We start from the raw sequence: 15,183 nt of genomic DNA, 5'->3' as shown, positions 1-15,183 counted from the left end.
CGCCTTCACCAGGAGCTGCTCGTGACCCGCCGTCCCACCCTGCTCGCAGCGATCACGCTGGCCGCAGCAGCCCTGACGCTGTCCGCCTGCGGTGGTGACAGCGCCGACGACAAGGTTGCGGCTGCCGATACCGACACCGGCACCGAGAAGTCCGCTTCGCCGAGCGCGTCCGAGTCAGCTGACGCCGGCCGGCCGAAGATCGAGCTGCCGTCCGATCTGAGCTACACCTTCGAGTGGCCGAAGACCGGGGACGAGGAGAAGGACGCGGTTCTCAAGGACAGTGCGCAGTCCATCAAAGCGGTTGATCTGGCCATCGCCCATCAGGATGCCTTGGACGAGCCGTACCTCTTCTATTACGAGGGAGAGGCTGCCGCGGGGACCGAGCAGTTCATTCAGGAGTATGTGGAGAACAAGGCTCGGACCACGGGTGCCTATCGTTTCTACGACCCGAAGGTGAACGTTCGCGGTGACGGGACGGCCTCGTTCAGTTATTGCGAGGATCAGGGCAAGGCGTTCGTCATGTACCTCAAGGGCAAGCGGGTCAAGAAGACCGAGGTCACCGCGCGGAGTTACGTCGCTTATCAGACGTCACTCAAGAAGAATGACAAGGGTGTCTGGGTGATTCACGAGATCACCTCTCAGAGCGGGAGTGCTGCGTGTCAGCCCTGAAGTGATCGCATGCTGCGGGCCCCGCCGTGTCCCGTATGACAACTACGGGACACGGCGATCGGTCGTCAGTTCGTGAGGGCCGGGCCCAGGCGCATCGCGCGGGGGCCTTCTCCTGGGGTGTTCGTGCAGCGGTGGTTCGCCGGGGTTTCGGTGAGGTGGAGGCTGAGGCAGGTGCCCAGGGCCAGTTGGCCGTAGTGGTTGGGGTGCAGGGACTCCTGGCGTTGGCCCTGGCCCGCGCCCGTGGTCACGAAGCGGACCCATTCGCTCGTACGGCCCGAGGGCAGTTGGTCGGGGCCCGCCTGGACCGTGGTCGTGGAGCAGACCTCCCGGCCGTCGAAGGATCGCGACAGGTCGAGGAACTCCGCGCCGGACTCACGGGCCGCCGAGGCCAGCGTGGTGCTGATCTCGGGGACCAGTCGGTCGTGGGCCCAGGTGAGGTCCTGGTCGAAGAAGGGACAGCCGCCTTCGGTCAGGCGGTCGTACTTGTTCCCGGGGTAGCGGATCCGCCCGCCGTCGGGCAGCGGTGACGGGTAGGACTGGAGGATCAGGCGGTAGCTGCCCGCCGGGTGGCCCGCCCGCTTCATGGCCGTGGTGATGTCGGCGAGGGAGGCGACGGCCGCGGTGCGCATCATGGGCAGCCGTTTCTTGACCTCCGGCGCCTGGGCGGGAGCGCAGGGCGACGCCCCGATGGGAGTGACGAAGCCCTTGGCGCAGGCGACGATCACGTCCTCGAAGCCGAGGTCGTTGCCGCCTACGGAGACGACGACCGCCCGTACGGGACGGCCGGTGACCGCCTTCTGGAGCTGCTCGGCCTGGGACGGCTCGGACTTGAACGGGCTCCCGCCGTTCTCGGGCAGCAGGATCGCGGTCGACGTCGCCCCCGAACAGGCCAGGTTGAGCCGGCGGGCCCCGGCCGGTGCGGGCGAGGAATTGACCTCGGCGCTGTCGGAGCGGTTGCAGCCGTTGTCGTAGGACGCGCCGTACACCCGGTGCTGGTCCGTCGAACGGGTGGCGGGGTCGAAGGCCCGGTCCGTACCGGAGTAGCCGCCGGCGCTGTCGTTGCTGTTGCCCGCCCAGCGACCCGCTTCCCCGGAGATGAAGCTGTCGCCCAGCGACACCACCCACGGTGTCTCCGCCACCCCGCCCTGCGCGTGGACGGTCCCGCCCTGCGTGAGGCCGGCTCCGCACAGCACCGCCACGGCCGCGGTCGCGACCGCGATGCGCCGGCGGCCTCTGCCTCGGCCTCGTACCCAAGTAGTTCTCATGCCGCTGTCAATTGCCAAGGCAAACACGGGATATGTGCCGAGGGCCGTGCTGCCCCTCCAACGGGTCGGGCGTCGCCATCGGTTGACATCGGCCGCACGCCGGGGTGCGCCGCGCCGGCTCCCCTAGGGCCGTGGAGCGTTCACGTCCAGCGGCTCCGTGTGCGGCCTGCGCAGGCGCGAGATCAGCGCTCCGCCGTACGGGGAGGCCAGCGGGGCGAAGAACCACAGGACGAACGCGTACGGGAGCAGCCAGGCGAGGGCGCCGCTGAGGATGAACCAGAGGCCGACCGCCCAGGAACCGTCCGCCTGGTGCCGGGTGTCCGCCGGATCGCCCGTCGTCAGACCCGTCCTGTGCGAGATCTCCCTGATGACGGCCTCGCAGCAGACCATCGCCGCCATGGTTCCGGCGAACAGCGTGTCCGCCAGCGGGTTGGTCGCCGAGGCGCCGATGACCGCCGTCGGGAACGGGAGGAACGCGACCAGCAGCAGGAACGGGGCGTGCCAGCCCGTGAAGGCGCTCGACAGCCTGCCGATCCTGTCCATCAGCTTGTGATGACGGCGCCACACCGACCAGAGCAGGATGAACGCCAGCGCGAACGCCAGGTAGGAGTCCCGTTGGTGCACGAGGAAGCTGCCCAGCTCGCGGGCCGACGCCAGTTCCTGTTCGTCGGGGCGTTCCAGTTCGACGGCCAGCAGTGTCATCGCGATCGCGAAGATCGCGTCCGTGAAGAAGGCCAGTCTCTCGGGCGAGAACCCTGGCTCCGGCCGGTCGCTCTCGCTCATCCGAACTCCCTGACGTCAGAACTGCGTCTGTGTCTGTGCCTGTGTCCGTGATCTTAGGGAGTGGGCTGCTGTGCCTTCAGGGCGCGTATCAGTTCGCCCAGGCGGGCGCGGGTGGTTATGAGGGTGGTGTCGGGCGTGTCGCTCTCCCGGAGGGCGACGGTTCCACCGGGGGTGGCCGCGACGTTGACGCAGTTCGATCCGTCGCCGCTGTACGTGGACTTCTGCCAGTCGATGGCATGCACAGTTGGTCCCTCTCAGGTGTCCTGGATGAGGCGGTGGATGAAATCCCGTGACTCGGCGGGACTCAGGGCGCACGACTCCATCCGGTCCAGGACGGCGCGGTACTTGCTCAGTTGTGCCTCGCCGTCGAGGAATTCGCAGGCACCGTGGTGTGAGTCCAACTGGATGGTGTCGAGCTGCGGAACAGGGCCGTCGAGGTAGTCGAACGACTGCCCCGTGGTCGGGAAGCGGTCCGTGCCGAAGGGGATCACCCCGAGGGTGACATGGGCCAGTTCGCTCATCTCGATCAGGTGCTTGAGCTGGGCGCGGGCAACCGCGGGACCGCCGAAGCCCATGCGAAGCGCCGACTCGTGGATGATCGCCGCGTACGGGGGCGGGTTCTCCCGGTGCAGGATGCCCTGCCGCTTGATGCGGAACGTGAGGCGGTGCTCGACCTCGTACTGCCGCATGGGCGGGGCCACTTGTTGGAACAGCGATCGTGCGTGGTCCGTCGTCTGCAGCAGGGCGGGAATGTGGATGATCAGCGCCACCCGCAGACCGGCCGCGTGGTGCTCAAGTTCTGCCAGGTCGATCAGCGCGGCGGTCAGGTGCTCGCAGTATTCCTCCCACCATCCGCGGGTGCGGCGCCCGGTCATCGCGGCCAGGGCGTCGACGAGCCGGTCGTCGGCGCAGGCGTACGCGCGGGCCATGGAGCGGACCTTGTCGGCGCTGACGGGTGTACGGCCGGTCTCGATCATGCTGACGCGCGCCTGGTTGACGCCGAGCAGTTCGGCGGCACCGGTGGCGGTCAATCCGGCCCGTTCGCGAAGTTTGCGCAGCTCGGCACCGAACCTTCGCTGTCTCAGCGTCGGATTACTGGTGGGCGGCAAAGCGCTTCCTTATCTGGCCGTGGCACGGGTCCTTCTCCCTCACACGAGTGAAGCATGGATGCTTCTGGATAGAAAGGTTAGATCCATCTAACCGCCTGCTCTACGGTGGTCCTGCATCGCCAGCGGAAGTGCACCCAACCCCTCTCTTTTCGGAGGCACCCATGGTCACCGTAGCCCCGCCCGACACCTGGACGTACGCCCTTCGCCTGCCCCATGACCCCCGTGCCGCCCGCGTCGCACGCATGACCGTGCGGGCCGCCCTCCACGGGCACGGGATGGCCGAAACCCTCGATGTCGTCGAGCTGTTGACGTCCGAACTCGTCACCAACGCCTACCGGCACACCAGAGGGCCCGCCTCCCTGCGGCTGACCGCGCTGGGCGACGGGCGCCTGCGCGTGGGCGTGTGGGACAGCAGCCCCCACGTCCCGGCGCCCTTCGACGAGCCTCCCGGGGGCCGGGGCGCGAAAAGCACCCCGGTCGCGCCGGCCTCCGTCGACGCAGAGAGCGGGCGCGGGCTCCTCCTCGTACGGCAGTGCGCGACCTCGTGGGGCGGCTGGTCCCTGGGGAGCGGTCTGCTCGGACGCGGCGCCGGGAAGCTGCTCTGGTTCGAGGTCTGAGACGCCGACCCGAAGACGGCCTCGCCCGAAGACGGCCTCGCCCGAAGACGGCCTCGCCCGAAGACGGCCTCGCCCGAAGACGGCCTCGCCCGAAGACGGCCTCGCCCGAAAACCCTCACCACGCCCCCCGCCCGAGGGTGAGAGCAACGTTCCCCCGTGGTCACTCACAGGCACAGCGCGGAAACGCGACCTCCCTACCTTCGGGAACACCACCCGGAGAAATCGTGGAGGCGTGAGATGACAGCCCCGAGCAGCAGCATCACGACGCGCAAGGGGGGCCGCTGGATCGAGCAGTGGGACCCGGAGGACGAGACGTTCTGGAAGGAGACGGGGGAGAAGGTCGCCCACCGGAACCTCTTCTTCTCCGTACTCTCCGAGCACATCGGGTTCTCGATCTGGACCCTCTGGTCGGTCATGGTGCTCTTCATGGGGCCCGAGTACGGGCTGACCCCCGCCGACAAGTTCTTCATCATCTCGATGGCCACCCTGGTCGGCGCCATCGTCCGGGTGCCCTACACCTTCGCCGTCGCCCGCTTCGGTGGCCGGAACTGGACCATCATCGCGGCGAGCATGCTGCTCGTCCCGACGATCGCCGCCTTCGTGGTGATGGAGCCCGGGACGTCCTTCGGCACCTTCCTCGTGTGCGCCATGCTCGCCGGGGTCGGCGGAGGCAACTTCGCCTCCTCCATGACCAACATCAACTCCTTCTTCCCGCTGCGGAAGAAGGGCTGGGCGCTCGGGCTCAACGCCGGCGGCGGCAACATCGGCGTGCCCGTCGTGCAGCTCATCGGGCTCGCCGTCATCGGGGCCAACGGAGGACCGCGGCTGCTGCTCGGGATCTACATCCCGCTCATCGTCGTCGCCGCCGTCCTCGGCGCCCTCCACATGGACAACATCACGTCCGTGAAGAACGACACCGGCGCCGCCAGGGAGGCCGTGAAGGACCCGCACACCTGGATCATGTCCTTCCTCTACATCGGCACGTTCGGCTCGTTCATCGGCTACAGCTTCGCCTTCGGCCTCGTGCTCCAGACACAGTTCGGGCGTACGCCGCTGGAGTCGGCGTACGTCACCTTCATCGGGCCGCTCCTCGGCTCGCTGATCCGGCCCGTCGGCGGCTGGCTCGCCGACAAGTACGGCGGCGCCCGCATCACCCTGTGGAACTTCGTCGGCATGGGCGCCGCGACCGCCGTCATCGTGGTCGCCTCCATGGAGAAGTCCCTCGCCCTGTTCACCACCGCGTTCATCGTGCTGTTCGTGCTCAGCGGGCTCGGCAACGGCTCCACGTACAAGATGATCCCCGGCATCTTCCAGGCCAAGGCCGCCGCCAAAGGGCTGACCGGGGAGGAAGCCGCGTCGTACGGGCGGCGGCTGTCGGGTGCCTCCATGGGGCTGATCGGGGCCGTGGGCGCGGTCGGCGGGCTCGGTATCAACCTCGCCTTCCGGCAGTCCTTCCTCAGCGTCGGTTCCGGCACCGGAGCCTTCGTCGCCTTCCTCGCCTTCTACGGCGCCTGCTTCGCGGTCACCTGGGCCGTATACCTTCGCCGCCCCGCCACCTCCGGGGCGACCGCCACGACCGCGTCGGAGACGAAGACGCAGCTCAGCTACGCCGAGGTGTGACCCGGCACCTGGCCCGACACGTGACGTAACACGGGCGACATCAAGCGGAACCGAGCCTGTCACGCATGATTGACAGGCTCGGTCGTCCGCCGTGAGGCGGGCAGGCGGGGCGCCCCAACCCAGCGGGTGACGCGGACGAACACCACTCCAGCGGGACGAGAGCCATCCATGCCATCCATGTACGAGGAACCGCAGCAGCCGGACCGGACACAGCAGCAACCCGGCCGGACCGACCAGCAGGACCACGGGCCGCTCGCCGGATTCACCGTCGGTGTCACCGCCGCCCGCCGCGCCGACGAACTCGGCGCCCTGCTCCAGCGGCGCGGAGCCGCCGTTCTGCACGCCCCCGCCCTGCGCATCGTGCCCCTCGCCGACGACAGCGAACTGCTGGCGGCGACCAAGCAGCTCCTCGACCAGGCGCCGGACATCGTCGTCGCGACCACCGCGATCGGGTTCCGCGGCTGGGTCGAGGCCGCCGACGGCTGGGGGCTCGGGGAGCAACTGCTCGACGTGCTCCGCAACGTCGAGCTCCTCGCCCGCGGACCCAAGGTCAAAGGTGCGGTACGCGCCCAGGGGCTGACCGAGGAATGGTCCCCGTCCTCCGAATCCATGGCCGAAGTGCTCGACCGGCTCCTCGACGAAGGAGTGGACGGGCGCCGGATCGCGGTCCAGCTGCACGGCGAACCCCTGCCCGGCTTCGTCGAGTCGCTGCGGGCCGCGGGCGCCGAGGTCGTCGGCGTTCCCGTGTACCGGTGGATGGCCCCCGAGGACATCGGCCCCCTGGACCGGCTGCTCGACGCCACGGTCGGCCGCGGCCTGGACGCGCTGACCTTCACCAGCGCCCCGGCCGCCGCCTCCCTGCTGAACCGCGCCGAGGACCGCGGGCTGCTGCCCGAACTGCTCGCCGCCCTCAACCACGACGTGCTGTCCGCCTGCGTCGGCCCGGTCACCGCGCTGCCGCTGCAGGCCAGGGGTATCGACACGGTCCAGCCGGAACGCTTTCGGCTCGGCCCCCTCGTCCAGGTGCTGTGCAAGGAACTGCCCTCCCGGGCGCGGACCCTGCCGGTCGCCGGGCACCGGGTGGAGATCCGCGGGCACGCCGTGCTGGTGGACGACGCCCTGCGGCCCGTACCGCCCGCCGGGATGTCGTTGATGCGCGCCCTGTCCCGGCGGCCCGGCTGGGTGGTGGCCCGCGCCGAACTGCTGCGGGCGCTGCCAGGCGCCGGCAAGGACGAGCACGCCGTGGAGACCGCGATGGCCCGGCTGCGCACGGCACTGGGCACACCCAAACTCATCCAGACCGTCGTCAAGCGCGGCTACCGGCTGGCCCTGGACCCGGCCGCCGACTCCAAATACGCCGACGTCTGACGCGTACGCCTGCGTCTGACGCGTACCTCTGCGTCTGACGCGTACGCCTGCGTCCGGCGCATACGCCTATGCCCGGCGTCCGGGGCGGACGTGGTGGCCGTACAGCGTCAGCGCTCGTGTCAGCAGGGCCAGCGCGAGCGTGCACAGCACGGCCCGTACGGCGTTCCAGGCCACCCACGGGTCCTCGAACTCCTCGCGCACGGCCGCCGGGTCGGTCATCGTCGCCGGATCCCCGGCGTCCATGAGGCCGTCGTTCAGCGGGATGTTCACGACCACGGTGAGCAGGAACGCCAGCCCGTACGCGACGAGCGCCCCGAACACCCACCCGCGCACCCGCGGTGAGCCGCGCAGCTGCCAGGCCGAGACCGCCGTCAGCAGCAGCGCGCCGAGGAAGCTCAGGAAGAACACCGGGTTCTGGATGACGTCGTTGATGTTCTGCATGACCTCGACGTACACACGGTCGTCGCTGCGGGCCAGCGCCGGCATGACGCTGCACGCGAACGCGTAGAACAGCCCGGCGATCAGGCCCATGGCCACCGTGGCCGCGATCAGCACACCTCCGGCGGACCCGCCCCGTTTCCCGCCGCTCTCCACCGTCTTGTTCCCCGTGTCGGTCGTCATGCCGTCGAGTCAAGCGCCGGGCGGGACCCGGACGACATGGTTCGGACGCGCACCGGCATAAGCGGACGTCCACCGCCCGGCCGGCGCGGGGCCGGTGGCCGGACGGCGCGGGCGGGTACGGGGCGGCGTGGGGCTTCCCGCCGCGCGCGGGGGAAGGCACTGTAGGGGTACGAGCCCTGCGCGGCCCCCTCAAGGGCCACGCGCGGCCCTCTGGCGGACCCCCACCCCACGACCTCCCACGGCACCTTCCACGCACCTCCCACGATCCCTCACCGGCCCCTCCTGGCGGCAACCCCAAGGCGGTGACAGGCACATGGCACTGGGCACGGCCACGGCCCCGTACGAGCTGCGGTTCGACTCCGGGCGGATCTGTCTCGATCTCCTGGCGACCACGCACCCCGAGGAACGGCTCGATTCGGCCGAGCCGCTGCGGGCCTGGATCACCGGATCCGGACTCGTCCCGGCGGGTACGCCCCTCGCGTCGGCCGACTCCTCCTGGATCGTGGGCTTTCGTGAACTGCGCGGCCATATAGGACAGTTGGTGCGTCAGGAGCCGTCCAGGGACTCGCGGTCCTTCGTCGTCGCGCTGGCCCGGGTCAACGAACTCGCCCGCGCCGCACCGCCCGTACCCTTGGCGGTGTGGGACGCGGGCGGCTCGCTCGTACGCGCCCTGTGCGCTCCGCCGACCTGCGCGGCGCTCCTCGCGGCGGTCGCCCGTGACACGGTGGAGCTCCTCACGGATCAGGCCGCCCGCGCGAGCATCCGGCAGTGTGAGGGAGACAACTGCCCCATCGTCTACCTGGATACGTCCAGAGGGCGTCGTCGCAGGTGGTGCTCCAGTGAGGTGTGCGGAAACCGTGAGCGGGTGGCCAGGCACCGGCGCAGAGCAGCCCTCGCACGGGCTTAGGATCTGCCGTGGATCCCCCGTGAAGCACTTGTGGAGCAGATGAGGAGGGGAAATCCTCACGCTCCTCACAAAGAATTCCATTCACTTTGAACAGCGCAACGCCCGCACCCGTATCCGGAGATGAGCGACCGACTGGGGGATCCCCCGGACACCGGAGGTAGGCGTGCGCAAGGATTCCGCCGTGGCCGATGAACGATCGCCGAGGGCCCGACATCGCATGTCCCAGCCCTCGGAACCCGACGAGGAGCTGATGCGTGCGCTGTACCGGGAACACGCGGGGCCCCTGCTCGCCTATGTGCTGCGGCTGGTCGCCGGGGACCGGCAGCGGGCGGAGGACGTCGTGCAGGAGACGCTCATCCGCGCGTGGAAGAACGCCGGTCAGCTCAACCGAGCGACCGGTTCGGTACGCCCCTGGCTGGTGACGGTCGCTCGGCGCATCGTCATCGACGGGCACCGCAGCCGGCAGGCCCGGCCGCAGGAGGTGGACCCGTCGCCGCTGGAGGTCATTCCCGCGGAGGACGAGATCGACAAGGCGTTGTGGCTGATGACACTCTCTGACGCGCTCGACGACCTGACCCCCGCGCACCGGGAGGTACTGGTCGAGACGTACTTCAAGGGGCGTACCGTAAACGAAGCCGCCGAAACCCTGGGGATACCCAGCGGCACGGTGCGCTCACGGGTGTTCTATGCCCTGCGTTCGATGAAGCTCGCACTGGAGGAGCGGGGGGTGACGGCATGAGCACATACGGGGGATACGGAACGGGTAGTCCTGGACCCATGCAAAGTTCGCAAGGGCAGGGAGATCTGCACGAGACGGTAGGGGCCTACGCGCTGGGCATCCTCGACGACGCCGAGGCGACCGAGTTCGAGGCGCATCTCGCCACCTGCGAGTGGTGCGGGCAGCAGCTCGACGAACTCGCGGGCATGGAGCCGATGCTCGCCGCCCTCGCGGATCTGCCGGGCACACGGGGCACACCGGCCATCGGCGAGACACTGGCCGTCCGCCCGAGCCCACAGCTCTCCGACCGGCTGGTCGGCGAAGTGGTCGAGCGGCGCGTCAAGGCCAAGAAGAGCAGGCGCCTGTTCTTCGGGCTCGCGGCCTCGCTGATCATCGGCGGCCCGATCGCCGCGATCGCGGCCACCGCCGGCGGCGACACCGCGCAGGAGGCCAAGCCTCTGGCGTCCGTCAGCCCCGCCAAGCAGGTGTTCACGGGGATGAAGGACAAGGTCGAGGCCACCGACGCGAGCACCCAGGTCAACGCCGCGGTCGGCATGGAGAGCAAGCCCTACGGCACGGGTATCGCCCTCCAGCTGAAGAACGTCAAGGGCCCGCAGAAGTGCTCCCTGGTCGCCGTCAGCAAGAGCGGCGAGCGGGAGACGGCGACCACCTGGACCGTCCCGAAGTGGGGCTACGGAATCAAGGGCGCCGCCACCGAGCTGGCCAGGAATCCGCTCTACCTCCAGGGCGCCGTGGCGATGAGCGACGCCGACATCGACCACTTCGAGGTCGTCACCTTCGACGGCGACAAACTGGTCGAGGTCGACGCGTGAACCGGCCTACGAGGTCACGCGCGGGCCGGCGGGAAAGCCGGCGCGAAGTCGACCGGTAAGTGGATCAAGAGCGGAAACGTAGCCTGACGGGCTCCCCTTCGCGTACGGTTGACGGCTGCCATGCACGTCAGAAGGGGGCCCGGTGGCCGCTCAGGTTCAGCAGGAAATGGCGCTCGATCCGGTAGGCGACTCCGTACGCGACCGGGAGATCGGCGTCGAACAGGAACACCTCGACCGGGTGTACCAGCGTCTTGAGGAAAAGATCCACGAGGCGGAGTTCCTGATGAACGACGCCGCCCAGCGCGGCCAGGTCGGCACGCCCGGGGCACTCGCGGAGCGCGACGCGCAGGTGTTCCGGGCGGGGATCCATCTCAACCGCCTCAACAACGAGTTCGAGGACTTCCTCTTCGGAAGGATCGACCTCCTCCAGGGCAAGGACGGCAAGAAGGGCCCGGACGGCGCGTACACGGCGGTCGAACCCGCCGAGGGAGCCGTCCGCCCCGACAACACCGCCGACATCGCGGAGACCCTCCACATCGGCCGGATCGGCGTCCTCGACGCCGAGTACGCGCCGCTGGTGATCGACTGGCGGGCCCCCGCGGCCGCGCCGTTCTACCGCTCCACCCCGGTCGACCCCGGCCGGGTCGTACGCCGTCGGGTCATCCGCTCCAAGGGCCGCAAGGTCCTCGGGGTCGAGGACGACCTGATGCGCCCGGAACTCACGGCCACCCTCGCCGGGAACGAACTCCCGGTGATCGGCGACGGCGCCCTGATGGCCGCCCTCGGCCAGGCCCGCAGCCACACCATGCGGGACATCGTCGCCTCCATCCAGGCCGAGCAGGACCTCGTCATCAGGGCCCCCGCCGCGTCCGTCACGTACGTGGAGGGCGGCCCCGGCACCGGGAAGACCGCGGTGGCCCTGCACCGGGCCGCCTACCTGCTCTACCAGGACCGCAGAAGGTACGCGGGCGGCATCCTGATCGTCTCGCCCACGCCCCTGCTCGTCGCGTACACCGAAGGCGTCCTGCCGTCCCTCGGCGAGGAGGGCCAGGTCGCCATCCGCGCGGTCGGCTCCCTGGTCGACGGCGCCGAGGCCACCCAGTACGACGCACCCGCCGTCGCCCGCGCCAAGGGCTCCTACCGGATGCTCAAGGTGCTGCGGCAGGCGGCGCGCGGGGCACTGGAGACGCCGGGCGCGCCCGGCGGGAACAGCGCCACCGCCCCGGCCGGACAGCTCTCCGCCGGGCAGCTCTCGTTCGGCGACGAGGGCGAGGAGGACGACGAGACCGCCACGCGGGCCCCCGCCGCCACGCCCACCCGGCTCCGGGTCGTCGCCTTCGGGCGCCGGCTGGAACTGGAGGCGCCCGAGCTGGACCGCATCCGCAACAACGCGCTCTCCGGGACCGCGCCCGTCAACCTGCTGCGCCCGCGCGCCCGCAAGCTGCTGCTCGACGCCCTCTGGTCGCGCTCCGGCGCGGGCTCCCGGCACACCGACCCCGAGCTGGCCGCTGAACTGCGCTCGTCGTTCGACGAGGACGTCAGCTCCGAGGACGCCTTCATCGCCTTCCTCGACGCCTGGTGGCCCGAACTGACCCCGCGGGCCGTCCTGGCGGCGATGGCCGACGAGCGGCGCCTCGGGCGCTGGGCACGGCGGATCCTCAACCCCGGCGAGGTGCGCCGGGTCGCCCGCTCCCTCAAGCGGGACGGGCTCTCCGTGCACGACGTGGCCATGCTCGACGAGCTGGAGGCGATCGTCGGCACCCCGACCCGCCCCCGCAAGAAGCGCGACTTCGACCCCCTCGACCAGCTGACGGGCCTGGAAGAGCTCATGCCCCAGCGTGAGGAGACGCAGCGCGAGCGGGCCGAACGGCTGGCCCAGGAGCGTACGGAGTACGCGCACGTCATCGTCGACGAGGCGCAGGACCTCACGCCCATGCAGTGGCGCATGATCGGCCGCCGCGGCCGGCACGCCACCTGGACCGTGGTCGGCGACCCCGCCCAGTCGTCCTGGTCGCATCCGGACGAGGCCGCCGAGGCCCGTGACGAGGCCCTCGGCAGCCGTCCGCGCCGCCGATTCACGCTCACCGTGAACTACCGCAACCCGGCCGAGATCGCCGCGCTCGCCGCGAAGGTGCTGGCCCTCGCCATGCCCGGCTCCGAGTCGCCGCGCGCGGTCCGCTCGACGGGCGTGCAGCCCCGCTTCGTCACGGCGGTGCCCGCGGGCGGCGCTGCGGGCGGTCAGGGCTCCGGTGGCCAGGGCTCAGGCGGCGCGCGGGAGGCCCTGTCGAGGACCGTCCGGGAGGAGGCCGCCCGGCTGCTCGACCAGGTCGACGGCACGGTCGGCGTCGTCGTCGCCATGAACCGGCGCGGCGAGGCCGCACGCTGGCTCGCCGGGCTCGGGGACCGTGTGGTGGCCCTCGGCAGCCTGGAGGCCAAGGGCCTGGAGTACGACGCCACGGTGGTCGTCTCACCCGCGGAGATCGCCGACGAGTCACCGGCCGGGCTGCGGGTCCTGTACGTGGCCCTGACCCGGGCGACCCAGCAGCTCACCATCGTCTCGGCGGCCCGGGACGAGCCGGACGCGGACGGGGTGCCGGACCTGCTGCGGGACTGAGCGGAGCGGTCCTGGACCGGGCGCGGTCGGCCCGGGTGGGGCGGGTCCCGTGAATCGCGGGGCCCGCCCCGGTGAACCGCGGGGCCCGTCCGCGTAAAGCTTCCCTGTGAACCCACGGTGCGGGAATTGCCTTACGGGGATCGTTTGTTACCTTTGACGTGACACCGGCCCGATCCAAGCCCCCGGGCCCAACCTTCGTCGCTACGAGCGACCACTTGCCGCGAGGCGAGCATGGCGGGTCGGTGTCATTGAACGTGAGCGACAGCAGCAGTCGCACGAAAGAGGTCCACGTCACCCGGTGACGTGGACCTCTTTCGTGGTGAACAAAAGGTTCGCAATCCGGGGCGGCTACCACGTACTCCGCGGTAGGTGCGACGATCGGACGGCAAACCCGCGAACCAGCAGTACTCGCAGCACTAGCAGTACTTCGGTGAAAGCAGAGGAAGTCGGCCATGGCAACGGCGCCCAGCGTCTCCTACTCGATCACGGTCCGGTTGGAGGTGCCCGCGAGCGGAACCGCGGTCTCCCAGATCACCACCGCCGTGGAGTCCAGCGGAGGCTCGGTGACCGGCCTCGACGTGACGGCCTCCGGCCACGAGAAGCTCCGTATCGACGTCACCATCGCGGCGTCCTCCACGAAGCACTCGGAAGAGATCGTCGAGCAGCTCCGCGGCATCGAGGACGTCACGCTCGGCAAGGTCTCCGACCGTACGTTCCTGATGCACCTCGGCGGCAAGATCGAGATGGCGTCCAAGCACCCCATCCGCAACCGTGACGACCTCTCGATGATCTACACGCCCGGTGTGGCCCGGGTCTGCATGGCGATCGCCGAGAACCCCGAGGACGCCCGCCGCCTGACCATCAAGCGCAACTCCGTCGCCGTCGTCACCGACGGCTCCGCGGTGCTGGGCCTCGGCAACATCGGCCCCAAGGCCGCCCTGCCGGTGATGGAGGGCAAGGCCGCGCTCTTCAAGCGGTTCGCCGGGATCGACGCCTGGCCGCTGTGCCTGGACACCCAGGACACCGACGCGATCGTGGAGATCGTCAAGGCGATCGCCCCCGGTTTCGCGGGCATCAACCTGGAGGACATCTCCGCCCCGCGCTGCTTCGAGATCGAGGCCCGCCTGCGCGAGGCCCTCGACATCCCCGTCTTCCACGACGACCAGCACGGCACGGCGATCGTCGTCCTCGCCTCGCTCACGAACGCGCTGCGCGTGACCGGCAAGTCGATCGGCGACATCCGCGTCGTCATGTCGGGCGCGGGCGCGGCCGGTACGGCCATCCTGAAACTGCTGCTCGCCGCGGGCGTCAAGCACGCCGTCGTGGCGGACATCCACGGTGTCGTGCACGCGGGCCGCGAGGACCTGGTCAAGGCCGCCGAGGACTCGCCGCTGCGGTGGATCGCCGACAACACCAACCCCGAGGGCGTCACGGGCACGCTCAAGCAGGCCGTGCGCGGCGCGGACGTCTTCATCGGCGTGTCCGCGCCGAACGTGCTCGACGGCGACGACGTGGCCGCGATGGCCGACGACGCGATCGTCTTCGCGCTCGCGAACCCCGACCCCGAGGTCGACCCGGGTGTCGCCCGGCAGACCGCCGCGGTCGTGGCCACCGGCCGCTCCGACTTCCCGAACCAGATCAACAACGTGCTGGTCTTCCCGGGCGTCTTCCGCGGGCTCCTGGACGCGCAGTCCCGCACGGTCAACACCGAGATGATGCTTGCGGCCGCAACGGCGCTGGCGGAGGTCGTGACCGAGGACGAGCTCAACGCGAACTACATCATCCCCAGCGTGTTCAACGACAAGGTCGCGGGTGCGGTGGCGGGGGCGGTCCGCGACGCGGCGAAGGCGGCAGGCGTCACGGTCTGAGGAAGCCCCGCCCCACCGTTCCGGGGGCTGCGCCCCCAGACCCCCGCCACACCCGTAGCTTCGTCCGCGGCCCCGGTGGGGGCTGGCCGCGCAGTTCCCCGCGCCCCTGAACAGCGGGGCTGCGCCCCTGCTGTTCTCAGCCCGTCCGGCGTTTGAGGACCGGGGGTTCGGGGGCGGAGCCCCTGAGTTCG

14 protein-coding genes are annotated in these 15,183 nt (G+C 70.2%); 9 read left to right on the top strand and 5 right to left on the bottom strand.

Annotated elements, in window-relative coordinates; all coding sequences use genetic code 11:
- Nucleotides 1-21 precede the first annotated feature (21 nt).
- The gene (locus tag ACFVH5_RS18475) at nt 22-669 is read left to right on the top strand and encodes a hypothetical protein (RefSeq protein ID WP_385834731.1); all 648 of its coding nucleotides are present in this window, start codon (nt 22-24) and stop codon (nt 667-669) included.
- Nucleotides 670-734: 65 nt separating this feature from the next.
- Here the strand turns inward: ACFVH5_RS18475 and ACFVH5_RS18470 are convergent, their stop codons facing one another.
- From ACFVH5_RS18470 to ACFVH5_RS18455, 4 genes are all read right to left on the bottom strand, one after another.
- Nucleotides 735-1,934, bottom strand: coding sequence for a hypothetical protein (locus ACFVH5_RS18470; protein ID WP_385834730.1), 1,200 nt, complete (start codon nt 1,932-1,934; stop codon nt 735-737).
- A 123-nt stretch (nt 1,935-2,057) separates the two neighbouring features.
- Nucleotides 2,058-2,717 carry a TMEM175 family protein gene (locus ACFVH5_RS18465; protein ID WP_385834729.1) on the bottom strand — a complete coding sequence of 220 codons (660 nt, stop codon included), beginning with the start codon at nt 2,715-2,717 and terminating at the stop codon, nt 2,058-2,060.
- A gap of 53 nt (nt 2,718-2,770) precedes the next feature.
- The gene (locus tag ACFVH5_RS18460) at nt 2,771-2,959 is read right to left on the bottom strand and encodes a DUF397 domain-containing protein (RefSeq protein WP_385834728.1); all 189 of its coding nucleotides are present in this window, start codon (nt 2,957-2,959) and stop codon (nt 2,771-2,773) included.
- Nucleotides 2,960-2,971: 12 nt separating this feature from the next.
- Nucleotides 2,972-3,826: a helix-turn-helix domain-containing protein gene (locus ACFVH5_RS18455; RefSeq protein ID WP_385834726.1), complete on the bottom strand. Its 855-nt coding sequence runs from the start codon at nt 3,824-3,826 to the stop codon at nt 2,972-2,974.
- A gap of 161 nt (nt 3,827-3,987) precedes the next feature.
- Here ACFVH5_RS18455 and ACFVH5_RS18450 point away from each other — a divergent pair, with 161 nt between their 5' ends.
- The 3 genes from ACFVH5_RS18450 to ACFVH5_RS18440 all read left to right on the top strand — a co-directional run bounded on the left by ACFVH5_RS18450 (nt 3,988) and on the right by ACFVH5_RS18440 (nt 7,431).
- Nucleotides 3,988-4,443 (top strand): ATP-binding protein, encoded by a 456-nt coding sequence (locus ACFVH5_RS18450; RefSeq protein ID WP_385834725.1) that lies wholly within the window; start codon nt 3,988-3,990, stop codon nt 4,441-4,443.
- 237 nt (nt 4,444-4,680) lie between these two features.
- Nucleotides 4,681-6,063, top strand: a complete 1,383-nt coding sequence (locus tag ACFVH5_RS18445; protein ID WP_385834724.1) for a nitrate/nitrite transporter — start codon at nt 4,681-4,683, stop codon at nt 6,061-6,063.
- Between the two features lie 177 nt (nt 6,064-6,240).
- Complete coding sequence (locus tag ACFVH5_RS18440; protein ID WP_385834761.1) at nt 6,241-7,431, top strand: uroporphyrinogen-III synthase; 1,191 nt, start codon at nt 6,241-6,243, stop codon at nt 7,429-7,431.
- Between the two features lie 66 nt (nt 7,432-7,497).
- Here ACFVH5_RS18440 and ACFVH5_RS18435 read toward each other — a convergent pair whose 3' ends face one another.
- Nucleotides 7,498-8,052: a DUF1772 domain-containing protein gene (locus tag ACFVH5_RS18435; RefSeq protein ID WP_385834723.1), complete on the bottom strand. Its 555-nt coding sequence runs from the start codon at nt 8,050-8,052 to the stop codon at nt 7,498-7,500.
- Nucleotides 8,053-8,365: 313 nt separating this feature from the next.
- Here ACFVH5_RS18435 and ACFVH5_RS18430 point away from each other — a divergent pair, with 313 nt between their 5' ends.
- The 5 genes from ACFVH5_RS18430 to ACFVH5_RS18410 all read left to right on the top strand — a co-directional run bounded on the left by ACFVH5_RS18430 (nt 8,366) and on the right by ACFVH5_RS18410 (nt 14,992).
- A complete protein-coding gene (locus ACFVH5_RS18430; protein ID WP_385834722.1) occupies nt 8,366-8,959 on the top strand; it encodes a CGNR zinc finger domain-containing protein in 594 nt (197 codons plus the stop codon).
- 217 nt (nt 8,960-9,176) lie between these two features.
- Nucleotides 9,177-9,698, top strand: a complete 522-nt coding sequence (locus ACFVH5_RS18425; RefSeq protein WP_010039908.1) for a sigma-70 family RNA polymerase sigma factor — start codon at nt 9,177-9,179, stop codon at nt 9,696-9,698.
- 38 nt (nt 9,699-9,736) lie between these two features.
- Nucleotides 9,737-10,510, top strand: coding sequence for an anti-sigma factor family protein (locus ACFVH5_RS18420; RefSeq protein WP_384805251.1), 774 nt, complete (start codon nt 9,737-9,739; stop codon nt 10,508-10,510).
- 142 nt (nt 10,511-10,652) lie between these two features.
- Nucleotides 10,653-13,124 carry a HelD family protein gene (locus tag ACFVH5_RS18415; RefSeq protein WP_385834721.1) on the top strand — a complete coding sequence of 824 codons (2,472 nt, stop codon included), beginning with the start codon at nt 10,653-10,655 and terminating at the stop codon, nt 13,122-13,124.
- A 452-nt stretch (nt 13,125-13,576) separates the two neighbouring features.
- A complete protein-coding gene (locus ACFVH5_RS18410) occupies nt 13,577-14,992 on the top strand; it encodes an NAD-dependent malic enzyme (RefSeq protein WP_267028814.1) in 1,416 nt (471 codons plus the stop codon).
- Nucleotides 14,993-15,183 lie beyond the last annotated feature (191 nt).

The sequence above is a fragment of the Streptomyces sp. NPDC127119 genome, from assembly GCF_042677425.1.
Taxonomy (GTDB): Bacteria; Actinomycetota; Actinomycetes; order Streptomycetales; family Streptomycetaceae; genus Streptomyces.
Note: the sequence above shows the minus strand (reverse complement) of the source record. Positions and strands in the feature narration are given on the sequence as shown.